The organism is Nonlabens ponticola (genome assembly GCF_003966335.1).
GTDB lineage: Bacteria > Bacteroidota > Bacteroidia > Flavobacteriales > Flavobacteriaceae > Nonlabens > Nonlabens ponticola.
In genome coordinates, this window is sequence record NZ_CP034549.1 from 1,296,317 (window position 1) to 1,321,108 (window position 24,792).

Annotated in this window: 27 protein-coding genes and 1 other RNA gene; 13 read left to right on the forward strand and 15 right to left on the reverse strand. The window is 40.5% G+C overall.

Annotation, left to right across the window (positions count from 1 at the left end; all coding sequences use genetic code 11):
• Positions 1-8: 8 nt before the first annotated feature.
• Positions 9-419 (forward strand): DUF5606 family protein, encoded by a 411-nt coding sequence (locus EJ995_RS05780; protein WP_126446523.1) that lies wholly within the window; start codon positions 9-11, stop codon positions 417-419.
• Positions 420-528: 109 nt separating this feature from the next.
• Here the strand turns inward: EJ995_RS05780 and EJ995_RS05785 are convergent, their stop codons facing one another.
• The 4 genes from EJ995_RS05785 to rlmD are packed head-to-tail and all read right to left on the reverse strand — an operon-like array spanning position 529 to position 4,617.
• On the reverse strand, positions 529-1,209 hold the full coding sequence (locus tag EJ995_RS05785; protein ID WP_241234702.1) for a DUF6048 family protein: 681 nt from the start codon (positions 1,207-1,209) through the stop codon (positions 529-531).
• Between the two features lie 10 nt (positions 1,210-1,219).
• On the reverse strand, positions 1,220-1,729 hold the full coding sequence (locus EJ995_RS05790; RefSeq protein ID WP_126446527.1) for a DUF6452 family protein: 510 nt from the start codon (positions 1,727-1,729) through the stop codon (positions 1,220-1,222).
• Positions 1,722-3,200: a TlpA family protein disulfide reductase gene (locus EJ995_RS05795; protein WP_126446529.1), complete on the reverse strand. Its 1,479-nt coding sequence runs from the start codon at positions 3,198-3,200 to the stop codon at positions 1,722-1,724. Before EJ995_RS05795 ends, EJ995_RS05790 begins: the two co-directional genes overlap by 8 nt.
• Positions 3,193-4,617, reverse strand: coding sequence for a 23S rRNA (uracil(1939)-C(5))-methyltransferase RlmD (gene rlmD, locus EJ995_RS05800; protein ID WP_126446531.1), 1,425 nt, complete (start codon positions 4,615-4,617; stop codon positions 3,193-3,195). The genes EJ995_RS05795 and rlmD overlap by 8 nt, the downstream gene beginning before the upstream one ends.
• A gap of 151 nt (positions 4,618-4,768) precedes the next feature.
• Here rlmD and rocD point away from each other — a divergent pair, with 151 nt between their 5' ends.
• Positions 4,769-6,043: an ornithine--oxo-acid transaminase gene (rocD, locus tag EJ995_RS05805; protein ID WP_126446533.1), complete on the forward strand. Its 1,275-nt coding sequence runs from the start codon at positions 4,769-4,771 to the stop codon at positions 6,041-6,043.
• A gap of 56 nt (positions 6,044-6,099) precedes the next feature.
• Here rocD and EJ995_RS05810 read toward each other — a convergent pair whose 3' ends face one another.
• The 5 genes from EJ995_RS05810 to EJ995_RS05830 form a co-directional block, all read right to left on the reverse strand.
• On the reverse strand, positions 6,100-6,486 hold the full coding sequence (locus tag EJ995_RS05810; protein WP_126446535.1) for a CCC motif membrane protein: 387 nt from the start codon (positions 6,484-6,486) through the stop codon (positions 6,100-6,102).
• A gap of 93 nt (positions 6,487-6,579) precedes the next feature.
• Positions 6,580-6,948: a CCC motif membrane protein gene (locus tag EJ995_RS05815; RefSeq protein ID WP_126446537.1), complete on the reverse strand. Its 369-nt coding sequence runs from the start codon at positions 6,946-6,948 to the stop codon at positions 6,580-6,582.
• Positions 6,949-6,959: 11 nt separating this feature from the next.
• Positions 6,960-7,325, reverse strand: a complete 366-nt coding sequence (locus EJ995_RS13240; protein WP_126446539.1) for a CCC motif membrane protein — start codon at positions 7,323-7,325, stop codon at positions 6,960-6,962.
• Between the two features lie 10 nt (positions 7,326-7,335).
• Positions 7,336-7,590 (reverse strand): DUF2752 domain-containing protein, encoded by a 255-nt coding sequence (locus EJ995_RS05825; RefSeq protein WP_241234703.1) that lies wholly within the window; start codon positions 7,588-7,590, stop codon positions 7,336-7,338.
• 41 nt (positions 7,591-7,631) lie between these two features.
• Positions 7,632-9,566, reverse strand: a complete 1,935-nt coding sequence (locus EJ995_RS05830; protein ID WP_126446543.1) for a T9SS type A sorting domain-containing protein — start codon at positions 9,564-9,566, stop codon at positions 7,632-7,634.
• Positions 9,567-9,678: 112 nt separating this feature from the next.
• Here EJ995_RS05830 and EJ995_RS05835 point away from each other — a divergent pair, with 112 nt between their 5' ends.
• Positions 9,679-9,870 carry a hypothetical protein gene (locus EJ995_RS05835; protein WP_126446545.1) on the forward strand — a complete coding sequence of 64 codons (192 nt, stop codon included), beginning with the start codon at positions 9,679-9,681 and terminating at the stop codon, positions 9,868-9,870.
• Entirely contained in the window at positions 9,863-10,393 is a 531-nt protein-coding gene (locus EJ995_RS05840; RefSeq protein WP_126446547.1) for a Smr/MutS family protein, read from the forward strand. Before EJ995_RS05835 ends, EJ995_RS05840 begins: the two co-directional genes overlap by 8 nt.
• A 3-nt stretch (positions 10,394-10,396) precedes the next feature.
• On the opposite strand, the gene EJ995_RS05845 is transcribed toward EJ995_RS05840, so the two are convergent.
• On the reverse strand, positions 10,397-11,302 hold the full coding sequence (locus EJ995_RS05845) for a hypothetical protein (RefSeq protein ID WP_126446549.1): 906 nt from the start codon (positions 11,300-11,302) through the stop codon (positions 10,397-10,399).
• Positions 11,303-11,376: 74 nt separating this feature from the next.
• Here EJ995_RS05845 and EJ995_RS05850 point away from each other — a divergent pair, with 74 nt between their 5' ends.
• Positions 11,377-12,531, forward strand: a complete 1,155-nt coding sequence (locus tag EJ995_RS05850) for a cysteine desulfurase family protein (RefSeq protein WP_126446551.1) — start codon at positions 11,377-11,379, stop codon at positions 12,529-12,531.
• Between the two features lie 86 nt (positions 12,532-12,617).
• On the opposite strand, the gene EJ995_RS05855 is transcribed toward EJ995_RS05850, so the two are convergent.
• Complete coding sequence (locus EJ995_RS05855) at positions 12,618-15,098, reverse strand: TonB-dependent receptor (RefSeq protein WP_126446553.1); 2,481 nt, start codon at positions 15,096-15,098, stop codon at positions 12,618-12,620.
• A gap of 9 nt (positions 15,099-15,107) precedes the next feature.
• A complete protein-coding gene (locus EJ995_RS05860) occupies positions 15,108-16,814 on the reverse strand; it encodes a M23 family metallopeptidase (RefSeq protein ID WP_126446555.1) in 1,707 nt (568 codons plus the stop codon).
• Between the two features lie 116 nt (positions 16,815-16,930).
• On the opposite strand from EJ995_RS05860, the gene EJ995_RS05865 reads away from it, so the two are divergent.
• The 4 genes from EJ995_RS05865 (at position 16,931) to rny (ending at position 19,290) form a co-directional block, all read left to right on the forward strand.
• Positions 16,931-17,218 (forward strand): hypothetical protein, encoded by a 288-nt coding sequence (locus tag EJ995_RS05865; RefSeq protein ID WP_126446557.1) that lies wholly within the window; start codon positions 16,931-16,933, stop codon positions 17,216-17,218.
• A gap of 1 nt (position 17,219) precedes the next feature.
• The gene (locus tag EJ995_RS05870; RefSeq protein WP_164549932.1) at positions 17,220-17,510 is read left to right on the forward strand and encodes a cell division protein ZapA; all 291 of its coding nucleotides are present in this window, start codon (positions 17,220-17,222) and stop codon (positions 17,508-17,510) included.
• A 52-nt stretch (positions 17,511-17,562) separates the two neighbouring features.
• Positions 17,563-17,671, forward strand: a non-coding RNA gene (gene ssrS / locus EJ995_RS05875) — 6S RNA.
• A 44-nt stretch (positions 17,672-17,715) separates the two neighbouring features.
• Positions 17,716-19,290 carry a ribonuclease Y gene (gene rny / locus EJ995_RS05880; protein WP_126446561.1) on the forward strand — a complete coding sequence of 525 codons (1,575 nt, stop codon included), beginning with the start codon at positions 17,716-17,718 and terminating at the stop codon, positions 19,288-19,290.
• 286 nt (positions 19,291-19,576) lie between these two features.
• Here rny and EJ995_RS05885 read toward each other — a convergent pair whose 3' ends face one another.
• Together EJ995_RS05885 and xerD are read right to left on the reverse strand one after the other, a co-directional pair.
• A complete protein-coding gene (locus EJ995_RS05885) occupies positions 19,577-20,524 on the reverse strand; it encodes an aldo/keto reductase (protein ID WP_126446563.1) in 948 nt (315 codons plus the stop codon).
• Positions 20,525-20,662: 138 nt separating this feature from the next.
• Positions 20,663-21,568, reverse strand: coding sequence for a site-specific tyrosine recombinase XerD (gene xerD, locus EJ995_RS05890; RefSeq protein WP_126446565.1), 906 nt, complete (start codon positions 21,566-21,568; stop codon positions 20,663-20,665).
• Between the two features lie 159 nt (positions 21,569-21,727).
• Here xerD and EJ995_RS05895 point away from each other — a divergent pair, with 159 nt between their 5' ends.
• The 4 genes from EJ995_RS05895 (at position 21,728) to aroQ (ending at position 24,333) form a co-directional block, all read left to right on the forward strand.
• Positions 21,728-22,327: a porin family protein gene (locus EJ995_RS05895; protein ID WP_126446567.1), complete on the forward strand. Its 600-nt coding sequence runs from the start codon at positions 21,728-21,730 to the stop codon at positions 22,325-22,327.
• 205 nt (positions 22,328-22,532) lie between these two features.
• Entirely contained in the window at positions 22,533-23,132 is a 600-nt protein-coding gene (locus EJ995_RS05900; RefSeq protein ID WP_126446568.1) for a porin family protein, read from the forward strand.
• Between the two features lie 117 nt (positions 23,133-23,249).
• On the forward strand, positions 23,250-23,858 hold the full coding sequence (locus EJ995_RS05905) for a porin family protein (protein WP_164549874.1): 609 nt from the start codon (positions 23,250-23,252) through the stop codon (positions 23,856-23,858).
• A 43-nt stretch (positions 23,859-23,901) separates the two neighbouring features.
• Positions 23,902-24,333 carry a type II 3-dehydroquinate dehydratase gene (gene aroQ, locus EJ995_RS05910; protein ID WP_126446572.1) on the forward strand — a complete coding sequence of 144 codons (432 nt, stop codon included), beginning with the start codon at positions 23,902-23,904 and terminating at the stop codon, positions 24,331-24,333.
• Positions 24,334-24,410: 77 nt separating this feature from the next.
• Here the strand turns inward: aroQ and EJ995_RS05915 are convergent, their stop codons facing one another.
• Positions 24,411-24,758, reverse strand: coding sequence for a TM2 domain-containing protein (locus EJ995_RS05915; protein WP_126446574.1), 348 nt, complete (start codon positions 24,756-24,758; stop codon positions 24,411-24,413).
• Positions 24,759-24,792 lie beyond the last annotated feature (34 nt).

Sequence of the window (24,792 nt, forward strand, 5' to 3'; positions counted from 1 at the left end):
AGAACTTCATGAGTCTAGATAATATTTTATCGATCACTGGTAAACCAGGTTTATATCAATTGAAAAATAAAGCCCGCAGTGGTTTTGTAGTTCAGTCTATCGTGGACAATAAGACCTCGATTGTAGGTATGAACCACAATGTGAGCGTTCTCAAGGATATCTCGATCTACACTTATGATGCAGAGATGCCATTAAAAGATGTTTTCAATAAAATGGCAGCCAAAGAAGATCAAGGCCCAGCGATCAATCATAAAAGCAGTAAGGAAGAATTGTCTGCCTACTTCAATGAAGTGCTTCCAGAATATGATGAGGATCGTGTTTATCCCAGTGATATTAAGAAAGTAGTGCAGTGGTACAACATCTTACAAAAGAATGATTTACTGCCTAGTGAAGAAGACGCTGCAAGTGAGGAAGAATAATTCCTGCAGCTACTCAATAATAAAAGAGCTTCTACTGTGGTAGAGGCTCTTTTGTTTTTCAGCTTTCCTGCCTGTCCGGCAGGCAGGCGCGAAAGCTAACGCACGACCATCATTTCTTAAAAAACGGAATGCGGTACTGTATTCCATACGTGTAACCAACGCCTATCTCGTTAGTATCAAAAGTTCTCCCAAATCCTGGCACAAAAAGATTATCAAATCCATCAGGTTGATCTTCATTGACCAGTCTTTTAAGCTGCACGTTTGCCACCATGTATAAGTTGTCAATCAATTCTACCTTGACGCCAACTTGCAGTTCTATCCAGAACGCAGTAAGGTTGTTAAATTCCTGCTGCGCTTCAATGCTGTCAATAGGGAAATAATTATTATCCTGATTGATGTCAAATCGATCCAGCTGCTGCGAGAATGTGCTAAAACCTGTCCTAAAACCTGCGTAGATCATGTTATCCATGTTTACCCAGTTGCGATAGAGATTAAAGTCTGCACCAGCTTTAATAAATGATCCATCGGTTTCAAAATCAACAGCAGCACTGGTGCGATCTATACTTTCAGTACCTATCTCACCGGCAACATACCAACGATCTGTAAGTCTATAATCGGCTAATAGTTGGAAACCTGTGTAATCATCATCCAGAGCCGTTCGCAATGGTGAGGCAATGTCGAGTCCTATTCTCAAGCCATAGGTAACGATGTTATAAGTGGAATCTTGTGGGACTTCAAGTGCCTCTTGAGGTTGCTGTTGCTGCGCATGACTAAAGCTACACAGTATCATGAAAAGTAGGCTAATGGCGTATCTCAACATGAATATCTTGATTGTCGTTAATTTCAGTTTCTAACACGATGATGCTATCAATCCATGGATCGTCTGCATTAGGCTGTAAAGTTGTTATGAGATTTTCATAAACGCTTTTAAAGCCGCAGGCGCGTGAAATATATTCTTGATCTACCTCATATTCAAACGCTACATCATCAAAACTGTCCACTTGATTTAGAGACTGTATAAAAGTAAAGTCTGTCAATCCTTGATCGCTGCGCAAGGGTAGCGCAATAGAGTCCACCTGTGTCAAACTAGTGGCGCCATCGCGATTAAGCGGAGCAAATTCATCGCGATCTACCTCATTCACTCTGAGACTGGCTACATCCTTACGCTCACTGGGATTGAGCCTATCGGTAAAAATGACAATCATTCTGGGTGTGGTGTCATCTTCTGGAATACACAGGTCGTCACGCTCACAAGATGAGGTCGATAGACCAATCAAAGCTATAAAAATGATTATGATACGATTATTCATTGATAAGTTGCTCTAGGATTGTTCTTGTAGGCCCGTAGCTGGGACGATGAATATAGTCAGATTTTACGATCTCACCATCTTTATTGATTATCGTGTATGTTGGGAAACCTTCAATATTCAAGGCCTGCTGCATCCATACAGATTGTTCATCTTCTAGAAAATAGTGTACACCTTTAATCTCATATTGCGCGATGCTGGGTAAATACGTTTCTTTTCTGCTATTATGACATAGGTAAACAAAGTACACTTGATCTTGATAATCTGCATGCAGCTTTTTAGACGCATCTTTAAATTCCTGAATGCACGGCTGGCACCAGGTAGCCCAGTTATCTATGTAAATAACCTTACCATTTGCAGCCCTGATAAGATCATCAAGAAATGCGCTGGACGATTCGGCATTAAATTCTTCTATAATAGCCTCTTCTGGAAGTGCTGGATCTTCTAGTAATTTTTTGAGTTCATCATATCTATCAGCCAATTCCTCATAGAGCTGTTTTTCTTCAATAAAATCTTGAAGCTGCTCACGAGTATCTTCAAAGACCTTGAGGTCTTGATCATCAAAGCTGCGCATGATTAATTTATGGGCGACATAGGAGTGAAGCAGTCGCCTGTCCTCATTGCTCAAAATAAGTTTAACTGCTTTGATGTCGTTTTGAGTTTTGTCAAATATGGGTTCTTCGGATCCTTGTACGGCCGCCCGCATAGGATAATGGTACGACAAATTGTAAATGAGCCTCGATACTAGATTTGTGTTGACCAGATCATCATTTTCCAGCTCAGGAATATCAGCGACGAAATCAAAAAATGAATCGTCAGGATCTGGAGCTGGATAACCTCTATAATTTCTATAATTGACATAATCGATGAGCGTTGCTGCTGCAAAGTACTTTTCTTCGGCGCTGGTGTATTTTTCAAAAAGCGGTGTGGTTTCCAACTCATTAAACTGCTTATTGTACATGGCGACTGGTCGCTGATCTAACAAATATTGTTTAAGGTCCTGTGAGCCATTTTCTAGCTCAAGGTCATAGAACTCGTCAATGCCCAGAGACATTTCCTCGCGATAAGCTTTCAATAAACGATTCTCTTTAGAACGATCACCTTTAAATTCAATGCTGTTGGAATATTCTACTGGATTTATGTGATCCACAAAATTGATATGAATGGAGTCGCCTGGAACGGCTATGATTGGCATGACATTATATGCGGTAATCATTACTTCTTGAGGCTGTTTGATGTCAACGATTGCTTTAAAAGAGCCATCAGTTTTTACCTTGATATCTTCTACCTGCATGCTTGCCGTAGTGTAATCATAAAACCGCAAGCTCACAGCATTTCCTGCGGTGCTATCAGTTACCGTGATCTTACCAGCAATAATTGTTTCTGCGTCAACGTCATACTCGATGGATTGATCTTCCACGCAAGATGAAAGCAGCAATACAAAACCTACAAGCAACATTATTATTCTATTCATTGCCTCTCAATTCTAGCATGACAACATTCTCGACATGGTGCGTTTGTGGGAACATATCTACCGGTTGTAGTTTTGTAATTTCATACTTCTCATCTAGTAACGCAAGATCACGTGCCTGTGTTGCACTGTTACAACTTACATATACTATGCGTTGCGCCGCAAGAACCAGTAGTTGGGCCACGACATCCTTATGCATACCATCACGCGGTGGATCTGTTATCACCACATCAGGTTTGCCGTGCGTCGCTATAAAGTCCTCATTGAAAACGTCTTTCATATCACCTACATAAAAACTAGCGTTCTCTATATTATTATTACGAGCATTTTCTTGAGCATCTGCAATCGCCTGTGGTATAGACTCGATGCCTACTACTTTTTGAGCCTTTGCAGCAACGAATTGGGCGATGGTTCCCGTACCTGTATATAAATCATAAACCGTTTCATTGCCTGTAAGTCCTGCAAAATCTCTGGTGATGCGATAAAGTTCCAGCGCTTGTTGAGAGTTGGTCTGGTAAAAGGATTTGGCACTTATCTTGAATTTCAAATGTTCCATTTGCTCCATGATGTGATCCTCGCCGTCGTATAAAATCACGTCTTGATCATAAATGGTGTCATTTGCCTTCTCATTGATGATATATTGCAGCGATTTTATCTCAGGAAATTGATTTTTGAGATGTTCCAGTAAGGCTATTCTATGCTGTTTATGATCTTCAAAAAACTGGATGACAACCATTACTTCGCCGGTCGACGCCATGCGCAACATCAACGTTCTCAAGGTACCGTGCTTTTCTCTTGGGTTGTAGTAGGATATCTGTTCCGCTTTCGCGAAAGCGTGCACACTTAAACGAATACGCTCACCAATAGCTGGGTGCAAGTGACATTCATCCAGGTGCAAGATCTTGTCCCACATGCCAGGAATGTGAAAACCCAGTGCTTTTTTATCATCGATCTCAACGTCAGATTGTATTTCTTCTAGCGTCAACCAGCGATTTGCAGAAAAGCTGAATTCCATCTTATTGCGGTAATAGTATTGCTCACTACTACCAGCGATAGGAGTGATCTCTGGCAATTCAAGATGACCTATGCGCGTGAGATTTTGCACCACTTCTTTTTCCTTGAAATATAACTGGCTCTCATAGGTCATGTGTTGCCACTTACAGCCGCCACAAGTGTCAAAATGCTTACAAACGGGCGTCGTCCTGCGGTCTGACTTCTTGTGAAAGTTTGTGACCTTGCCCTCATAGAAGGATTTACGTTTTTTGAAGGTAGTTATGTCAACAACATCTCCAGGAACGGCATCAGTTAGGAAAATGACTTCGCCAGCTTCTGTTTTGGCAACGCTTTTTCCTCGCGCACCAGCATCGACAACGGGTACATTTTCAAATGTTTTTTGGGCTCTTCTTCTTCGTTTTGACATAGAATGCAAAATTAAGCCAATCTGTAACAAATGCCGTTTGACAGGTGATAAAACTAGCAAGTTCATGACTTAGCTGGTAACAGATTTTATCCCAGCTTTAAGGATAAGCAGCGACAAGGTTTTGTAAATTGCAATAAACTGAAATATTTACATGGAGTCCACAATAGCAAGCAAATCACAAGAATATATAGAACTAGAAAATGAGCACGGCGCGCATAATTATCATCCACTGCCAGTAGTCCTGGATCGTGGTGATGGCGTATATGTTTGGGATGTAGAAGGAAAGCGCTATTATGACTTTTTAAGTGCCTACAGTGCTGTAAATCAAGGGCATTGTCATCCAGCGATTGTAAATGCGATGAATGAGCAGGCACAAACCCTGACACTTACCTCGCGCGCTTTTCACAATGATAAGCTAGGTGTTTATGAAAAGTACATGACAGACTATTTTGACTTTGACAAGGTGCTGCCCATGAATACCGGTGCAGAAGCTGTTGAAACTGCTATCAAGATTGCCCGTAAATGGGCCTATGAGAAAAAAGGTGTGCCAGAACATCAGGCACAAATCATCGTGGCTGAAAATAACTTTCATGGTAGAACTACAACCATCATAAGTTTCTCAAACGATGAAGGAGCAAGAAAAAACTTTGGACCCTATACTCCGGGATTTATCAAGGTAGCTTATGATGATGTTGATGCACTAGAGAATGCGTTAAAACAAGAGAATGTTGCTGGCTTCCTTATTGAGCCTATTCAAGGAGAAGCTGGTGTTTATACGCCAGATGATAATTACATGCGTGAAGCACGTGAGCTTTGTAAAAAGTATGAAGCACTGTTTATCGCAGACGAGATTCAAACAGGAATTGCTAGAACTGGAGCCTTGCTAGCCGTTTGTGGTAAATGTACGTGTCAAGGACACTGCGAGCGTCAACAAACCTATGCTAGACCTGATATTTTAATTTTAGGTAAGGCTTTATCAGGTGGTGCCTATCCTGTTAGTGCTGTCCTAGCCGATAATGATATCATGAATGTAATCAAGCCAGGTCAACATGGTAGTACCTTTGGAGGTAATCCAGTGGCCGCCGCAGTTGCCATGGCAGCGCTAGATGTGGTAAGAGATGAGTCATTAGCGCAAAATGCGAGAAAACTAGGAGAGCATTTCAGAAAACGAATTAACGAATACATATCAACTACAGATACCGTGACGCTGGTAAGAGGTCGTGGTCTGCTCAACGCCATCGTTGTGAACGATTCAGAAACATCTGATACGGCATGGAATATATGTTTGAGATTGCGCGACCATGGTTTATTGGCAAAACCTACCCATGGTAACATCATACGATTTGCGCCACCGCTGGTCATGACAATGGAACAGCTCGATGAGTGTATTGATATTATCATCAAGACACTTAAGGAGTTTGAATAAACATTTAGAATTTCTATGAACTAAAAAAGGAATGTGATAGCGTTCCTTTTTTGTTTCTATTCTTCTGGTTTTCTTGATGGAGCATCGATCTCGTCCGCTTGTTCTGCATTTTTTGACTGCTCGATAAAAGTGTCTGGTAGTCCTAGGGTTTCCATGATTTCTACTTGTCTTTCTATTCGCTCTTCTTCACTATAAGCGATGTAGTGATAAGCGATCAAGGCTACCATGATGCTGCATAGGGTCACAGATGCCAGCGCTACCTTTCTTGCCTTACGCATAGCATCACCGTTAGAGAAAATATCTGGATTGCGTTTGATTTTACGCAAACCAGAGTTTGCCATCATGAGCGCGATGATTGCAGGAACAATACCTAGACCAAAACAACAACCCAATATTCCCAGAGCAGATAGAGTGTAAACGGACGTCGTATTGAGTTTTTGCATTATATGATATTATTGGAAAGACAAAAATGGCAAATTTTAAAATAAAAAGGGAAAGCGATGGCTTTCCCTTTTTCTAATTTATACCGGATTAGTTTACATACAGCCTTCCTGTTCCATTGCATCATAGAACGGTGCAAGTTGCTCGTCAGTTACATCAGGATTATTCTTAGCAAAATCTATATACCATTCATAAATCTCACATTTGTTATCAAATTGCGAGAAGAAGATGATATATCCCACCAATACAACTGCTGAAAGAACTAGAGCCACAATGGCAACAATTCTAGCGTTTTTCATGGCCTTGCCATTCTCATATTGCTCTGGATTTTCTTTATACTTTGATGATCCTTTTTGAGCTATGAATAAGGCAATGGCACTAGGAATGATACCTAGTCCTACACAGCAACAGATAAAACCTGCAACGGATAGAATGTAAATGGCGGTTGTATTGAGTTTTTGCATTTATGTTGCTATTACTCGTCCATACTAGCTTCAGCATCCGCTCTTGCCTGGTCGATTACCTCTTGAGGTACACCTATCATTTCCATGATTTCAAGAGTTTGCTCCAGCTGCTCTTCTTCTGTAGTTGTGAAATAGTTAAAAGCAGTCCATGCTGTTACAAGTCCAGAAACTATAAGAGAAACTAGAGCTACGGTTCTAGCTGTTTTCATAGCTGGTCCATTTGAATATTGTTCTGGATTCTCAGCGTATTTTTTCAATTCTTTGTTGGCGATAACAAAGGCGATTATAGCGGCGACTAATCCTAGTCCCCAAGCGCAACAGCACAGAAAACCTACAATAGAAAGTATGTAAACTGTGGTTGTATTTAATTTTTGCATAATGGTTGGTTTAAAAAATGGTTATTTTAATAATATAACTGGTTATAATGGTGCCAATGGTAATGATGGTCGCCCATAGCTTTATGTGCTCAGTACCCTTAACCTTATAGAATAAATCAAATGTAAGGAAAAACAATAAAAACCCTAGAGGAAATAATCCAGGGTACATTAAAAACGAGTCGATGATCTCGCCCTTGAATAAAAGAGAAATGGACCGCTGGATACCACATCCAGGACAGTCCATTCCTATTATTTTTTTGGTCATGCAGGGCAACATCCATTCATCCTGCATGCTCTGTACTCTTATTAGTTAGACACGCTAACTTTAGTAGATATTTCTTGCTCATCTTGAGTCGTTACTCTCACGATATATATTCCAGCAGCATAGTTGGACGTATTAAACGTGTAACGCTCCGCTAGATCACTATTGCTTTCACTAGTAATTAGTCTACCAGCAAGATCGTAGATAGAGATATCGGCTACATCTTGCATGTCGCGATTTAGAACTGTAAGAGTTGCATTGGTGTTGTTTTGGAAAATATTGAAGCTATCTTCATTAGCTAGAACATCATCGTTGCTTAATGTGCTTTGCTCTTCGAAAACAATGCTGTAACGATCTTCAAACGTTCCTTTCTCTACAGTGATTTCGAAGCTGTCATTTAAAATGTCGTGATACGTGTTATTCAACTTATCGTGTATGAAGATGTCTTCTGTATCAAAATTGATCATGTCATAAACACGTACATCAAAAGTAGAAGTAGCTTCTTGAGATGCGAATCCTAGTGGCACATCAGTTTCCTCTTTATTGAATGGTACCGTTTGTATAACAAACTCATTGTTTGCTAGAGGCATAAACATATCCGTGGCAACACGATTTGCTGCATTACTTCCTTCTAGACCACGATCCCAACCTATGGTACTATCATCACCAAAGGCAAGCGTGATACTTCTGTTATACTGACCGTTGATAAATGCATTAATCTTAATTCTAGATCTCATGGGAGTACCATTGGAATCTAATGCTTGAACACTAGATGATCCAGGAGCAGATTTAAATAAACTTGATGTTGGGTTTTCCCTAACGAAAACACGATGAGAATTTTTAAAAGTAGCATATCCGTCAGTGTTGAGTGTAAAACCATCCTCTACATTTCTTTGGATAACAAATCCTTGACCTATCGCAGCATATCTTCTGGAGGCCGTATTACCTACTGGTGTAATACCGCCATCTCTTCCTACAGATCCACTCAAGGGCTCGCCGCTAGAATCATATCTTCTAAATGTTGCATTTTCATACATACCATCTGTACCATCAGTTGCGGTTCCTGGAGTATAAACACCATAACCACCTTCATAATCTACCAATTTGTGTGTAGTAGGTTGAGAATCCCAGAAATAAGCCTCAGCCGAAATCTCTGTATTTTCTAATAAAAATGTTTTTAAGTCAAGTGCTGATGGATATGGATTACCAACTAATGAAAAATCACCAGCTTTTACACCTACGGTGATATCACCAGAATTAGGAATACCTCTAAAATCATATCGTTGTCCAGAGCCTAGTTCAGATGACTCAATGTTTGGTCCAGTTCCTAAAACGCCTTTCATAGTGAAACCATATCCTGGTAAAACGATCGCCGTTGGGTCTGCAAAAGCTTGCCACCCACTATAACCGCCACCACCGCCAGAACCATCACCTACGCTATTGTAACTGTATAACCACCTTGAAGCAATACGTAGATCCTTAGTCACTATCGTTGGACCGCTTTCAGTAGAAGGATTTGTAAAATCTTGCTCATCTGTCCGACCATCATTTCTTGATCTTTCATATAGTCTAGCGCGGTTTGCATCAATTACCAGATCAGTTTCTCTAGCAAATCCTTCCATCAATAGTGGATAGTAAATCTGCGTGTTAGAAAATCCAACTCCAGAATTTACAGGAGCACTCCAATAGTTGTAGGTAAAATTATCTGCAACACCTTCTTGAAATACAGAAAAAGTTCCAGCGCCGCCGTTAGCTGTCGCGTTTGGCTCTAACTGTATCAGTTGCGCCTCATCGCGCATGTAAATTGCAGATCCAGGTGTATCTGCCACCTCATCAGGTGCGTCGCGCAATACAATACCTTGCTTCACGACGATGTCGGTTCCTTTTGAGTAAATGAAGGCATTATTGTTTACCTGTACCTGCGCCATCGCAAGGCTGGTAGTGAATAATGCAACTAGAATTATGGTAATGTTTTTCATAAAAAACGTCTATACTTATTACAAAAATATACTCTTTAAATGAGTAATATCGTTAATTTCAGGCATATTACTACCTAAATACAAATAGGTCGGCAAAATACATATAAAACCGATGAACGAAAACAATAAGCAGCTATTTAACGGTATTTTAATTATCGTTGGTGGTGCGTTACTCATTTATACTCTGACAGTTACCACGGCAAGCATCTATACTCAAATCTTGGGTATCATCTTTCTCATGGTAGGTGCTTATCGCGCTAGTAAACATTGGTCTATTCATAAAAATGACCATCTAGATGAGTAAGTTCAAGAAAGGAGATCAAGTGCTGGTAATTGACGATGATGTGAGTGGTGTGGTAGCTTTCGCGAAAGCGGAACAAGTAACCATCCTATCCACAGACGACATAGAGTTACAGTATCATGAACAGGAATTGATACTAGATCAGCGTTTCAATGTCAAGGGCATCGTACCTATGAAAAAGGAAGTTGTTAAAAAATCAAAGCGCCGCATACAATCACGTAAAAAAGCAGCGTTCATACCAGCGGTTGAGGTAGATCTACACATACACCAATTGACCGATAAATCGCAGTACATGGACAATTACGACATGCTCAACCTGCAAATCGACACCGCTAGAGATAAAATTGAATGGGCAAAAAGAGAACGAGTACCCAAACTCATTTTTATCCATGGAGTAGGTGAAGGCGTCCTAAAACAGGAACTAGAATTCCTGCTAGATCGCTATGAGTATCTCAAATACTATGATGCCGACTATCAAAAATACGGTCTAGGTGCTACCGAGGTTTACATCTATCAGAACAGCTAGAATCTAGTCCTCTACAAATTCTGGTGTAACTGTAATTGAAATACCTGATGTAGTGAAAGATCCAAAATCTAATTGGTCAAAGACCAATTCCTTGCCTTCGCCATTGAGTACCAGATTTTGAAAATCAAATTGGAGTGCGCTGCGTCTAGTATAGCTATTAGGTCTGTATTCGTTTATAGGCGTTGACGCTTCGGCTCTAATTTCTGCGTTTAGATAAAACGGCGTTTCATCTTCATCTAGATCATCTCGAGGGTCCAGATTACCATTGAGGTCTTCCTGTATTGTTGGGATGCCATCGCCGTCATCATCAGGATCTAGATAGTTAGGTATATTATCGCCGTCTGTATCTAGACTCAAGTTCATCGATATCTGTCCATTGACGATTACGACGCCTTCTTGATTTGTGGGGACATTGTCACCATCATCGTCTGTATCAATGTTATCTGGTAATCCATCATTATCTGAGTCTAGACCTGATTCAAGATCTGATGGTATGCCATCGTTATCATCAAGCGAAAAAGTAGTCGTGGTAATAATAAAGGTTCCGTTCTCTGCATCAAAGGATTCTGTTACTCGAGGTGAGACCGGTGGTACATTACCGCAAAAATAGTCTCTATCTGGAGCAGCGTTGTATCGACGATAATCAACAATGTTGTCGTTGTTTAAATCAAAGTCACTATAAGTACCATCAACCGTTAAAATATCATCGCTAGTAGAAAATTCAAGAGAAAGGCTTTCAAAATTGCTCTGGTCAATTTTATAGAATACGTAGTCTCGATCTCCTGTTGTAGCGGTAGGCAAACAGGCCTGTAGTGCCACGCCGTCAAAATCCAAATCCTCGACAACGATGTCACCGTCATCACAAGATAAGATGATGCTGGCAATTAATAAGGGTAATATCTTTTTCATGAATTCAAAGGTAAGCGATCAGTTTGAAGTTGATAAACGTTTAATATGTAGGTAGATTATATACTTTTGCAAACATGAAGCAAGTTTATCTAGACAATGCTGCCACCACACAAATGCGTCCTGAAGTTGTGGAGCGCATGGTGCAAGTCATGAGTGAGGTGCATGGTAACCCTAGTTCAACACACAGCTACGGTCGTAGTGCAAAATCGTTGATTGAAACAGCTCGTAAAAATATTGCAAAGCAACTTAACGTCACCGCAGCAGAAATCATTTTTACCTCTGGCGGCACTGAGGCTGATAATCTAGCTATCCATAGTTGCGTGCGTGATCTAGATGTAAAACGCATCATCACCACTGGTATTGAGCATCATGCAGTGGTTTATATTGTGGATTATTGTGCAGCAAAATATGGTACAACTGTACAGCATGTCAATCTGCAAGAATGCGGTACGCCAGATTATGAGCATCTAGAAAAACTACTTAACGCTAGTGATGAAAAAACGCTGGTTTCTCTCATGCATATCAATAATGAGATAGGTAATCAACTAGACCTAGATCGAGTAGGTAAGCTGTGTCGAGAACATGGTGCATTATTTCATAGTGATTGCGTACAATCTATAGGACACTATGAAGTAGATCTTAAAAATACACCTGTAGATTTTACGGCGGTGAGCGCGCACAAGTTTCATGGACCCAAAGGTGTTGGTTTTGCTTTTATACGTAAAGGTACTGGACTCAAACCATTGATTTTGGGTGGTTCCCAAGAGCGCGGCATACGTGCTGGTACAGAGAGCGTCCATAATATAGTGGGCATGGATATCGCGCTACAAATAGCGTACGATAATCTTGAAAAAGAGCGTGCTTATGTACGAGGTCTCAAAGAGTATTTTAAGCAAGAGCTAGAGAAGCAAATACCAGCGGTAAAATTCAATGGAAAATGTGGCGATCATGAAAACAGTACGTACACCTTGCTCAATGTTTGCTTGCCATGCGATGCAGACAAAGCTGCCATGCTATTATTTACCATGGACTTGAAAGGAATTGCCTGTTCAAAAGGTAGTGCCTGTCAAAGCGGTAGCCAGAAAGGATCTCACGTTTTATCGCAAGTCCTGAATGATGAGGATCTCAACAAACCAAGTTTAAGATTTAGCTTCTCGATCTATAATACTAGAGAAGAGCTGGATTATGTTGTTGGTGTTTTGAAGGAGTATTTGGACAGCCTAAAGTAATTTTCAAGCATTCTAGTCGTCTTGTTGTAATAAAGTCATTTGATAATTTAACTGACGACTGACAACTGACAACTGACGACTATTAATCAGAACCTCATCGCCAGCCTGAAATTAAGAACTCGTGGCGTCAAAAAATTAGGTATAGCTATCTGGCGTGAATTGGCGATGTCGCGTACCCATATATTAGTAATGCTATTTTGGTTGTCGAACATGTTGTACAGCTCAACGCCTATAAATACTTCATCAAATTTTGAGAAGGTACGGCTGTCATTCTGCGCATCCTTGAATACATAATTGATACCCACATCCGCACGACGATAATCTCGCAGTCGGAATTGGAAGTCATAAGGATCTGCATAATTGGGTGAGCCACCAGGTAATCCAGTATTATAAACAAGGTTCAAGTACATGCGCACTTGAGGTATGTTGGGCACATAATCCTGAAAAAGCATTGCAAATTTTAATCGCTGGTCTGTAGGTCTAGAGATAAAGCCGCGATCGTTTAGGTTTTCCTCAGTTTTAAGATAACCAGCAGATATCCAACTTTCCGTGCCTTTGATGAATTCACCATTTAAGCGTAGATCGGCTCCATAAGCGTAGGCAGTCGCCTCATTGTTTGCACGATAGCGTATGCGTACATTTTCTAATGTGTATGTGTTGACGTCGCTTAAATTTTTATAATAAGCCTCGCTCGTCAACTTAAAAGGTCTATCATTCCAGCTAAAACTCCAGTCATTACCCAGTACAAGGTGAAAGGATTGCTGTGCCTTAACATCTGGCACAACGGCTCCATTTTCATCGCGCAATTCTCTATAAAAAGGTGGTTGGTGATAAATACCTGTCGATAGCCTAAAGAGCATGTCCGTATTTGCCCAATCCGGTTTGATAGCAAACTGACCACGCGGCGAGAATACCGTTTGGGTAACACTCTCGATGCCATCACCACTTACATTCCAGGTATGTGTACGAGCTCCTAGATTCCAGAATATCTCATGATCACCTAGATAACCGCGACTGCTGTATTGCGCAAAGGCTTGTAATCGTTGTATGTCCACATCATTATCGGCTCTAATACTAGTAAAAGGCACCAGCGGCGCGCTAAATGGTGTGTAGGGTTCATCATTGCGCAAGTCTGCAAATGGTGGTCGCACGCTAAAACCAGCACTGTCAATCACCGTGTATTCTCTCACACGATCGCGTATATTCTCCACATTGACTTTAACGCCCCATTCCAGCAGATCGCTCTCCTTTTTGCCATCGTCAAATACATAAGTACCTCGATGCTCAACAGTCCCTATAAGTGCATCAAGATCATTGCGACCATGCTCTAATTCTGATCCTATTCCTGTGACAAAATCTACCTCACCTAGATCGTCGCTACCTATATCGGTATTAGGCCTGCCCAATCCATATCTGGCTAGAATGTCATAATGCTCTTGCTCTTGAGTCAAATAAACGCTACTGATAAACCTCAAATTAAGCTGTTCACTTACATCATAACTAGCCTTGAGCGCTCCAAAATAAGTTTCATACTGGTCTTCTTCCTGTCCATCATAATTAATGACCACTGCCTGTGGTTCTTGTACGGTACCAAAGTTTGTCTGTCGATCTTCTGGTTCAAAATCATAACTGTTGACAGCAATGTTTCCCAAAAAATCCAGCTGAAACTTTGGTGTGATCTGGTAGGTCAAATAGGCTTGCGCATCAAAGAATCGCGGCACGGCGTTGGCCTGTGTTTCTCTTGAGTTGATAAATAGACTGTTGTCCCTATAGCGCAGTCCGACAATGGCTGTTAACGCTTTCGCGAAAGCGGTACCCTCTACAAACGCACTTGCACCCAATAAGCTGGCGTCTATACCAGCGCCAAAATCTGTAGGGCGTCTATAATCAATATTCAAGACGCTACTCAATTTATCGCCATATTTTGCCTGGAAACCACCTGCTGAAAAATCTACCGAACGCACCAAATCAGAATTTACCACACTCAAACCTTCCTGTTGACCGCTGCGTATCAAGAATGGACGATATACCTCGATCTCATTAATATAAATCAAGTTCTCGTCATAATTACCGCCACGCACTGCATACTGCGTGCTTAATTCATTATTGTTATTCACGCCAGGTAAGGAAAGAAGGATGTTCTCAATACCTGGCTGCGCGCCTGGAATACGTCTTAAAAGTTCTGGTTCAATAGTGGTAATACCTCTAAATTCTCTAGTATTTCTATTAGTAATGACAACCTCTGCAAATTGCTCAACATTCACATCAAGCACTGGGTTGAATTCAAAAATCTCACCTGGCTTCAAACGCAAGTCTTTAATGACAACAGGTTTAAAATTGATGCTGGTAAACCTTATTTCTAGTGATTGATTTGATGGCACTTGTAATTGATAGAAACCAGTGGCATTACTTGCAGTTCCCGTGCTTGAATCGTTGGCTAGTGAGATATTTACATTAGCAATAGGTTGCTGATCCTTATTGAGTACAACACCTTGAAACGTAGCAGTTTGCGCCAGACTTGCTTGAATTAAAAATAAAGGTAATAGGAGTAAAAGTAAATTTCTCAATACTGCGATTTAACTCTTTCGGTTGAATGTGGCCTCAAATTTAGTGCTATTTCCCACATTATCTGTAACGATGACCTTGAGTTCATTATTGCTGTCGGTCACTACGCCATCGGCAAAATCGTGTGTCAAACTATTAGTCTTATAGTCATATTCCATCAAGATGAATTTGCCATTTACCGTAGCTCGGTAGCCGTCAATACCAGAGTCTTTATCGTCAATAGATAATTTAAGCGTTTTATTCTTGCTTATCCATTGACCATCTTTAAAATTGATTGTTTTAATGGTGGGCGCCTCGGTATCTTTTCTCACGCTATAAGTTCCCAAAGTTCTGGTGTAAGCGGTCAAGGTATTTCCCTTGAGTTTTGACCGCACGTGATACGCAGCGCCCCATGATGTGATTCTTGCGAGGTAGTATTTGCTCATGTCATCACCTTTCTTGCTATTCATATCATACGATATGATCATGTTTTTATGCAACGGTATCACATCGTGATGAATCTTGAGCGTGTCGGTATGTTGTTTGATGTTAAGCAAGGCGTCTTCATATAAACTACCTGTTGGTATGGTAAGGTCAAATGCTCCTAGGGTCTTAGTGAAGGTTTGTTGTGCAGGCACATAAGTAGCGTCACCGGCGTCTACCATTTCAATTTCTGTAGCTTCTTCATTGTAAATGTCCAGCAGCAGGACGCTTTCATTACCCTTGAAATCTTGGATTTCTGCCTTGAATTGATGCGTTGTCCCAGGATCAACTAGCGTTAGTTTACCATTGTCGATAGTCTTGCCATACAAACTTAAGGGACTGCCGTCAGGAACGTAGAATTTGGAAATTCTGCTCTTGGAATTTTTGAAATGTTCATAATCAATCATTTGATTGATGTATCGTGTCTCGGCAAATGTGTATTTGTCAAACGTCATTTCAAAATTCTTCTTACCGTTGAAATACGTATTGACATGATAGATCCCATTCTGGTTATTAGCCGCATCTAGTCGATCGTTGGTATTGACACCTATACCTATTTTTCCATATGCGCTAAATTTCTCAGTCTTGAACTTGCCATCTTTTAGAGGAATCACGCGCAATAATTTACTCTCATGTTTGCCATTTATAGTCGCATCATCACTCAATGGATATGCTTTGACTTGCTTAACAAGAGGTCTTCTAGAATCTGCCACATCAATCCCAAACATAAATGGATTCATGGGTCTGGCGCTGCTGTCGCGTATTTCAAAATGTAAATGCGGGCCACCACTGCCACCAGTATTACCGCTATAGGCAACTACTTCACCTTTATCCACGCGCAAGTCCAGATCATCAGGATATAATTGGATGGTATAACTCTCCGCAGCATATTGTTTTTTCTTGAGGTATTCTTCAATGCGTGGTGAGAAGTTCTTTAAATGCGCATAAACTGTTGTGTAGCCGTTAGGATGCGTTATATAAAGTGCCTTACCATAGCCGTAGTGTTCAATCTTGATACGACTCACATATCCAGAAGCTGCTGCGTACACTTTGGCACCAGTGCGTTGGTTTGTTTTAATGTCTAGACCGCTATGAAAGTGATTGGAACGCAACTCACCAAAGGTTCCGCTTAATTTGAGCTCTATATCAAGAGGATGCTGGAAATAATCCTGTGGTAGATTTTGTATAGTTTGGCTTTCGCCGAAGCGTAACATAAAAAAAGCAAGGAAAACAAATAGGAAGTATCGTGACTGCATGACTAAATATAGAGCGTGAATAATGGATGACAAAAGCTTTTCAAAGTTTGTTCCATAAATATTTGAATTGTCTATTGGGAAAGGTATTTTTGATATAACCGCATTATTTTGTCGTTATGTCCCAGTTTTTGAACCAGATTAACCAGATTGAACTCAAGATCAGGACATTGATTGAAGAGAATAATAGACTTGCGCAGGAACATGCTGCTAGTCAAGAACGTATCGCAAGTCTTGAAAAGGATTTGAATGATGCTCAAGAAACTCTTAAAACAAGCAACGAGCACATCGTTGCACTCAAGACGGCAAATGCGATGCTAGGTAGTGATGATTATAAAGCAAAAACAAAGCTCAAGATAAATGCGCTGGTGAGAGAAATTGACCAATGCATTGCACAACTGGCTTAATATCATGGATAAACTCAAGATCAACATATCGATTGCAGATAGAGTCTATCCTTTGAATATAGATCCTTCTAAAGAAGAAGGATTGCGCAAGGCGGCAAAAAGTATCCAGGAAATGATTACCCAACTGGAGAAAAGCTATGCCGTGCGCGATAAGCAAGATGTTCTTGCCATGTGTGCGCTGCAATTTGCAGCAAGATCAGAGCAAAAAAATATTGATAGTGATGCCCATGGTAGCGAGGCACTAGAACGATTACAGGTTCTGGACCAGCTACTACAGCAGCATATATCATAGACGTTCTTTAAATACAACAGTTACTACCTGCACTTGTTTCATTTTTTGGTGAACTCAACACATAATTCTTTAAAAAAGGTGAGTCGTGGTTGTAAAAGCAAGCCGGCCTAGAGCCGGATCCTTGATCAGCCAGTTAGCCTTAAACTTTATTTAAGGAGTTCATACAAAACCCTAACTCGTGCAGGTTTTTTTATATATTAATTCCATGGATACAACAACTATCATAGCGGCCGTAGTCGCTCTTATTATAGGTCTAGCAGTAGGCTTTTTTATTGCAAAGTCAATCGTCGAGAAAGGCAAGGCCTCACAACTCATCGCAGATGCTAAAAAAGAGGCAGCATCAATAGTCAAAGATGCCGAGGTGGAAGGCGAGAAAATCAAATCTGAAAAAACATATCGAGCCAAAGAAAAATTTATTGAGCTCAAGGCAAAGCATGAGAAAGAAATCATGCAGCGCGAGAAGAAAATAGGCGACAGCGAGAAACGCACCAGAGATAAGGAGTCTAAGGTTTCTAGCGAACTAGCCAACAGCAAGAAACTCAACCAGTCGCTAGAGAGCAAGCAAAAAGATCTTGATGAGAAGCGTAGCGCTATTCTCAAGAAACAAGAAGAGACTGAAAAGATGCACCAGCAGCAAATCAAGCAGCTTGAGGTAATCAGTGGTATGTCTGGAGAAGATGCTAAAAAACAGCTAGTAGAATCGCTTAAAGACACTGCGCGTACCGAGGCTATGTCTATTGTTCAAAGCACTATTGAAGAGGCAAAGCTTACCGCACAACAAGAAGCTCGCAAGGTGATCATCAATACCATACAACGCATAGGAACTGAAGAAGCAGTTGAAAACTGCGTATCAGTATTCAATCTAGAAAGTGACGATGTCAAGGGACGTATCATTGGTAGAGAAGGACGTAACATTAGAGCTATTGAAGCCGCTACTGGTGTAGAAATTATTGTGGATGATACTCCAGATGCTATCATACTTTCTTGTTTTGATGCAGTGCGTCGCGAGGTAGCTAGACTATCACTACACAAGTTGGTGACTGATGGTCGTATTCACCCAGCACGTATTGAAGAAGTAGTGCGCAAGACCAGAAAGCAGATTGATCAAGAAATTGCTGAGGTAGGAAAACGTACGGTAATCGATTTAGGAATTCATGGTTTACATCCAGAATTGATCAAAATGGTAGGACGTATGAAGTACCGTTCATCTTATGGTCAAAACCTATTACAACACAGCCGCGAGGTGGCAAAGTTATGTGGTACCATGGCATCAGAATTAGGGTTGAACCCCAAACTTGCCAAGCGCGCTGGACTGTTACATGATATAGGTAAAGTACCTGAAACTGAGGATGAGACTCCACACGCAATCCTAGGAATGAAACTAGCTGAAAAACATGGTGAAAAAGGAGAAGTGTGCAACGCTATTGGTGCTCACCACGATGAGATAGAGATGACATCCTTATTGTCACCTATTGTGCAGGTATGTGACGCGATAAGCGGCGCGAGACCAGGCGCGAGACGTCAGGTGTTAGATTCTTACATCCAGCGATTGAAAGATCTTGAGGATATAGCTTTTGGGTTTAATGGTGTTGAGAAAGCTTATGCTATCCAAGCAGGTAGAGAATTGCGAGTAATGGTAGAAAGTGAAAAAATAAGTGATGAGAAAGCTGGACAACTATCTTTTGAGATTTCACAAAAAATCCAGACCGATATGACTTATCCAGGTCAGGTAAAGGTCACCGTTATACGAGAAACCAGAGCGGTAAACATTGCTAAGTAATCACAGGACTTAAAATTATAGAACTAAAAAACCGCTCAACTGAGCGGTTTTTTGCTTTCAGGCCCCTAATCCTGAAAACTTAGATCAATTTACTTTTTGTAGCCCCTTAGGAGAAACAAGTTTCTCACTACTTTCCATAAATTGATATAACAAATACTGCCTTTAATTGAGATCAATGCGTTGAACGTGTGCATTGCTATTTTAAAGACATGGTAAATATCACTAGAACTTTAGGTAAAAAAAATACCCTTTAAAGGGTATTTTTATACTCAGTATTGTACGAATTTTACTCGTCATAAATATTTTCATATCCCTTTTCTGGCACCTCAAAGAATTTACCGGTCACATATCTATAGTGACGATCTAATCCAGCGAGGTCTTTCATGTCCTGTTCGTCAAAATTTACCGCAGCACTGGCAATGTTGTCCTTAATATGTCCTTCACTGGTAGATTTAGGTATTACTGCCGTACCGCGCTGGTGCGACCATGCAATGAGAATTTGTCCTGGCTCTACATTATGCTTATCGGCTAGGGCTTTTACTGTCTCTAGCTCCAGCATGTTGGGTTCATTTTCCTGTTTCATACCATCAGATCTATCGCCGCTACCCAACGGTGAATAGGCAGTAAGATGGATCCCTTGTTTTGAGCAATACTCAAAAAGATCATTTTGTTGTAATAATGGATGCAATTCCACTTGATTCATTTCAGGAACCTCGTTGGTTTTGGAAAGTAGATCCTTAAGCTTAGTAACAGAGAAGTTGGAGACACCTATGTGTTTTGCAAGTCCCTTGTTTTTGAGCTCAATCATCGCATTCCAGGTGTCTATCACTGGCGCTTCTTGTGGTGTTAGAAAATCTTTAGGACCTTCTGGATTCATCACATCTGGTTTGAATGCAACGGGCCAGTGCATCAAGTAAAGATCTAGATAATCCAGTTGCAGATCTTTCAATGTTTTTTCAATGGCAGGCTGTACATCTTTAGGTAAGTGTGAATTGTTCCACAATTTTGAAGTAATCCAGACATCCTCGCGTTTGATCTTGCCTTCACTGAAAACCTCTGCAAATGCCTCGCCTATTTCTGCCTCGTTGCCATAGATCAATGCACAATCAATATGACGATATCCAGCGTCCAGTGCCATTTTTACAGCTTGTTTGACCTCTCCAGGTTTGGATTTCCATGTTCCTAATCCTATTGCGTCAAGCTCGTCGCCGTTCTTAAATTTTAATGTTTTCATGAATTTTTTTTGACAAGTTAGCTTTCGCGAAAGCGTAATCCCAATAATCCACCACCGTTTGACATAATTTTAATAGCAAATCAAAATGCAGGTTAACAGGTGAGCATCGCTATTCTGACTAATATTGTAAGAAACTAATCACTCAAACGTGTTGCGAGGATGGTGTTTTTGCAGCATTTCATGAAGGTAGGCGCGATCCATGTGTACATATATCTCAGTCGTTGTGATACTCTCATGACCTAGCATGAGTTGGATTGAGCGCAGGTCGGCGCCATTCTCTAATAAGTGTGTGGCAAATGAATGCCTGAATGTATGCGGGCTTACTTTTTTCTTGATTCCAGCCGTACGCTTTAGGTCTTTTACAATGGTAAAAATCATGGCTCTGGTAAGACCCGTGCCGCGACGATTCAAGAAAACCGTATCAGTATGTTGCGGTTGGATAGGTAAGTGTACGCGTACCTGATTCAAATAATCGTCCATAATTTTTATGGTGGAGGCTCCTATAGGTACAAAACGCTGTTTGTCACCTTTACCGGTTACTTTGATAAAACCATCTGGAAAAACCAGGTCGCTGATCTTGAGGTTAATCAATTCAGACACTCGCAGGCCGCAACTGTATAGCGTTTCTAGAATCACACGATTGCGCTCGCCATGAGCCGTAGATCGATCGATGGCGGCAATAAGTTGATCAATTTCTTGTGTACTCAAGGTATCTGGCAGCTTGCGTCCTAATCTGGGCGATTGAATAAGCTCCATAGGATCGTCCTCTCTATAATCTTCTAGCATCAAGTAATTAAACAAACCTTTTAAACTGCTGATAGCGCGTGCTTGAGAACGTGGACTCACCGTTGCGGCTAGATGATGAATAAATAGAATAAGCCCATCATGTTTAATGGTTTTGGGATCGTATCCAGATTCCTGTTGATCAATCCATTCTATGAATTTCTCAAGATCACGCCGGTAGGCAGCGATGGTATTTGCAGCCATACCGCGCTCTAATTGCAAGTAGATTTTATAGTCTGTGAGCGCTTGTTGCCAGGTCATGTTAAATGAGAACTAGCGTGAATTTACAATATGTCCACGCTAGATTCCTAATATTTCAAATCGTTAAAAATCATGTAAATTCTATCTGCAATCTTAGCGAATTTTTGGGATTGTGATATTGTCGAGTGAATAATTTTGCCGCAAATAAACATTCAAATTATGAAAAAAGTATTTGTAACAGTAGCAATCGCTTTAGGTTTTATTTCAACGAGTATAGCTCAGGAAATTGACTTTGGAGTTCAGGTAGGGGCAAATTTTGCAAAATTATCTGGTGAAGATATTGAAGATGCAGATGGTCGTACAGGATTCAATGTGGGAATCACCGGTGAGGTTCAAACGTCTCAACAATTTGGAATTCTAGTGGGTGCGATTTACTCGCAGCAAGGACTTGATGGTGAGGTTTTTGGAGAAGAAGCTACCTTAAAGCTGGACTATATCAATGTTCCTGTGTTGGCAAAGTTTTATTTAGGAGGTTCAGGTCTGGCTCTCGAGGCAGGACCACAAATTGGTTTCCTTGTCAATGATGAAATCGAAGTTAATGGAACTGATTTTGATCAATCCATATTTGAAGCTCAAAATATCGACTTTAGTGCTGGTGGTGGCATGTCATACAAGTTTAAGGAAGGTACCACACTTGAAGGTCTTGCCTTTGGAGCACGTTATATGATTGGTCTAAATAATGTTTATGAAGACAACGAGACCTTTGATGATGATGTAACAAACTCGGTTCTTTCAATCAATTTAGGATACAAGTTCTAACAACTGAAATCAAACTTTTTATTAAAGCCGCTCTTCTAGAGCGGCTTTTTTTATCATTTGATAATTCTATTTGAGCTTTGAAAGAAGTTCAGCTTTTTGTAGCTAATTCATTGAGAATAGATGTAAGATATTCTTAATAGTATTGTAAACCGTAGTGAAAGATTTTTGTAAAATGATCATATTGCAACTTTAAACTTTATAAGTCATGCGTGTTACTATTCTACTTTCCGTTTTGTTTATTTCATCTCTTTGCCATGCTCAATTGTCTGGTGATGTGACTGTGACGCCATTTATAGGTATTTCTAATAGTGTATTTGCCTCGAGCGCTGATGTTGATTACAAGTCACAACAAGGAATATCTGCAGGTATTACGGGTAATTACTTCCTGTCAGAAAGTTGGAGTTTGAGAACAGGAGTAATGTACACTTCTATGGGTGGTGAAGAAAAGGCCACTGGACGCGAGGAGCGATTGGGATACATTGCTGTTCCTGTAAACATTAGTTTGCACGTCACTAAATACAAGGATTTATCATTCAACTTTGGACCTATGTTTCTTTTTAACACTGCCTCTGAAGAAATGAGGAGTGACAACAATGAAGTAGAACAAGACTTTATCACTAACGATTACGATTTTGGTGTCAATCTTGGAGTAGGTTATCGCATACCTCTTGACGATAGGTTTGATTTATATTTTGACGCCCAAGGTTATGCTGGGTTTATTGATGTTTATGATAATGTCAATGAATTGTTTGAGGTGCGCAATTTTGCTGTAGCAGTGCATGTTGGCACCCGTATAAAATTATAACTAAGCACGCGATTTTGCTGATTACGCTTTCGCGAAAGCGTAATTGAAAATCATATTCTCATATCATCATGATGAATGGTTTTATGCTACTTTAGCACCTTTTTAAAACCAACCATTATGAAAACAACTATTACCACATTACTTTTATTATTAGCAGGTGTCACATTGAATGCGCAGGCAAACGACAAGGGAGACATCACGATTGCACCGCTTTTGGGAGTAGCATTTAGCACCTATTCATCTAGTGAAGACGTCAGTTTTGACGCTCGTACCGCAATAGCTGCTGGCGCGACTGTTGACTTTTATTTAAGTGATAGATGGAGCCTTAGATCTGGTCTTTCATATGCACCTTACGGTGCCGAGGATGATTTTGGCAATGTTGACAAAATCAATTATTTGAAAATCCCATTAAATGCTAACTGGCATTTTGGAGGTAAGCGCAATTGGTATTTGAATTTTGGTTTCTCAGCAAATGTCCTGTTAAATGCGAAAGGTGAACTAGAAGATGGTCAAGAAATTGACCTTGAAGATTTTATTGAACCATTTGATCTGGGTCTTGATCTAGGTATAGGATACAAGTTTTACATTAGTGAGGACGTGCAATTCTACGGTGAGTATCAGGGTTACACAGGGTTCTTAAATCTTCTCGACGTCGGGCCAGATGTAGATGTAGAGTTGCGTAATGCAGCGTCAATTTTCAATGTAGGTGTGATACTCAAGTTATAAGAGGCCTTAAAGAACCATATTTTAGCTTTCAAATAAGATTACTATGAAACTACTTATCATAAACGGTCCCAACCTTAATTTGCTAGGGAAACGAGAGCCTGACGTATACGGTAATAAAAGCTTTGATGACTTTTTTGCTGACTTGCAGTTTCATTTTAAGGATATCGAGCTTGCCATGTTTCAATCCAATATTGAAGGTGAATTGGTCGACGAGCTGCAACAGGCAAGCGAGAGAGGATTTCATGGCATTGTACTCAATCCTGCCGCTTACACGCACACATCAATCGCGGTAGCAGATGCTGTCGCGGCAATTAGCATACCCGTGGTCGAGGTGCATATCTCAAATGTGATGGATCGCGAACGAATAAGACACACTTCGTACGTCTCAAAAAATGCCAGTGGAACCATCTCTGGTTTTGGCCTGGACGGTTACAAGTTAGCCATACAAGGACTCAAACAGCAATTGAAAGCTTAATTGCCAATAACTTTTACGAATAAAAAAAGCCCTTTTTGAAATATCAAAAAGGGCTTTTCATTTTGAGTAATCGCAACTTATAGTCCAGGATAGTTACCTGTCAAAATATCAATCAAGTCGATAATTGCCCAGATGCCTAATCCACCAAAAGTTAGGATATATAAAATGTTCCAACCTACAGGGCTGCCTAAGTACCATCTGTGTCCAGCAACGAAGCCAAGGAAAAACCACAATACTGTAGCGATAGTTTGACTTTCTTCCCACACCACAGCGGCTGGAGATGATAATACAGTTGTTGTTTCTTCTACAGCAGTTTCTACATTTATAGTAGTCACCACATTGCGCTCCACAGGAAAGGAAGCATAACTGATAGAGCTGATAAGCATGAAGATACTTACTACAGCAAGTGTAAAGTTTGATTTCATAAAAAGGTTTGTTTGTTAGTTATCTTTACCAAAT

What these genes read in the sequence shown, in the direction of transcription:
- EJ995_RS05780 (WP_126446523.1), top strand. Translation starts at nt 9, where the DNA reads ATGAGTCTAGATAATATTTTATCGATCACTGGTAAACCAGGTTTATAT.
- EJ995_RS05785 (WP_241234702.1), bottom strand. Translation starts at nt 1,209, where the DNA reads ATGATACTGTGTAGCTTTAGTCATGCGCAGCAACAGCAACCTCAAGAG.
- EJ995_RS05790 (WP_126446527.1), bottom strand. Translation starts at nt 1,729, where the DNA reads ATGAATAATCGTATCATAATCATTTTTATAGCTTTGATTGGTCTATCG.
- EJ995_RS05795 (WP_126446529.1), bottom strand. Translation starts at nt 3,200, where the DNA reads ATGAATAGAATAATAATGTTGCTTGTAGGTTTTGTATTGCTGCTTTCA.
- rlmD (WP_126446531.1), bottom strand. Translation starts at nt 4,617, where the DNA reads ATGTCAAAACGAAGAAGAAGAGCCCAAAAAACATTTGAAAATGTACCC.
- rocD (WP_126446533.1), top strand. Translation starts at nt 4,769, where the DNA reads ATGGAGTCCACAATAGCAAGCAAATCACAAGAATATATAGAACTAGAA.
- EJ995_RS05810 (WP_126446535.1), bottom strand. Translation starts at nt 6,486, where the DNA reads ATGCAAAAACTCAATACGACGTCCGTTTACACTCTATCTGCTCTGGGA.
- EJ995_RS05815 (WP_126446537.1), bottom strand. Translation starts at nt 6,948, where the DNA reads ATGCAAAAACTCAATACAACCGCCATTTACATTCTATCCGTTGCAGGT.
- EJ995_RS13240 (WP_126446539.1), bottom strand. Translation starts at nt 7,325, where the DNA reads ATGCAAAAATTAAATACAACCACAGTTTACATACTTTCTATTGTAGGT.
- EJ995_RS05825 (WP_241234703.1), bottom strand. Translation starts at nt 7,590, where the DNA reads ATGACCAAAAAAATAATAGGAATGGACTGTCCTGGATGTGGTATCCAG.
- EJ995_RS05830 (WP_126446543.1), bottom strand. Translation starts at nt 9,566, where the DNA reads ATGAAAAACATTACCATAATTCTAGTTGCATTATTCACTACCAGCCTT.
- EJ995_RS05835 (WP_126446545.1), top strand. Translation starts at nt 9,679, where the DNA reads ATGAACGAAAACAATAAGCAGCTATTTAACGGTATTTTAATTATCGTT.
- EJ995_RS05840 (WP_126446547.1), top strand. Translation starts at nt 9,863, where the DNA reads ATGAGTAAGTTCAAGAAAGGAGATCAAGTGCTGGTAATTGACGATGAT.
- EJ995_RS05845 (WP_126446549.1), bottom strand. Translation starts at nt 11,302, where the DNA reads ATGAAAAAGATATTACCCTTATTAATTGCCAGCATCATCTTATCTTGT.
- EJ995_RS05850 (WP_126446551.1), top strand. Translation starts at nt 11,377, where the DNA reads ATGAAGCAAGTTTATCTAGACAATGCTGCCACCACACAAATGCGTCCT.
- EJ995_RS05860 (WP_126446555.1), bottom strand. Translation starts at nt 16,814, where the DNA reads ATGCAGTCACGATACTTCCTATTTGTTTTCCTTGCTTTTTTTATGTTA.
- EJ995_RS05865 (WP_126446557.1), top strand. Translation starts at nt 16,931, where the DNA reads ATGTCCCAGTTTTTGAACCAGATTAACCAGATTGAACTCAAGATCAGG.
- rny (WP_126446561.1), top strand. Translation starts at nt 17,716, where the DNA reads ATGGATACAACAACTATCATAGCGGCCGTAGTCGCTCTTATTATAGGT.
- EJ995_RS05885 (WP_126446563.1), bottom strand. Translation starts at nt 20,524, where the DNA reads ATGAAAACATTAAAATTTAAGAACGGCGACGAGCTTGACGCAATAGGA.
- xerD (WP_126446565.1), bottom strand. Translation starts at nt 21,568, where the DNA reads ATGACCTGGCAACAAGCGCTCACAGACTATAAAATCTACTTGCAATTA.
- EJ995_RS05895 (WP_126446567.1), top strand. Translation starts at nt 21,728, where the DNA reads ATGAAAAAAGTATTTGTAACAGTAGCAATCGCTTTAGGTTTTATTTCA.
- EJ995_RS05900 (WP_126446568.1), top strand. Translation starts at nt 22,533, where the DNA reads ATGCGTGTTACTATTCTACTTTCCGTTTTGTTTATTTCATCTCTTTGC.
- EJ995_RS05905 (WP_164549874.1), top strand. Translation starts at nt 23,250, where the DNA reads ATGAAAACAACTATTACCACATTACTTTTATTATTAGCAGGTGTCACA.
- aroQ (WP_126446572.1), top strand. Translation starts at nt 23,902, where the DNA reads ATGAAACTACTTATCATAAACGGTCCCAACCTTAATTTGCTAGGGAAA.
- EJ995_RS05915 (WP_126446574.1), bottom strand. Translation starts at nt 24,758, where the DNA reads ATGAAATCAAACTTTACACTTGCTGTAGTAAGTATCTTCATGCTTATC.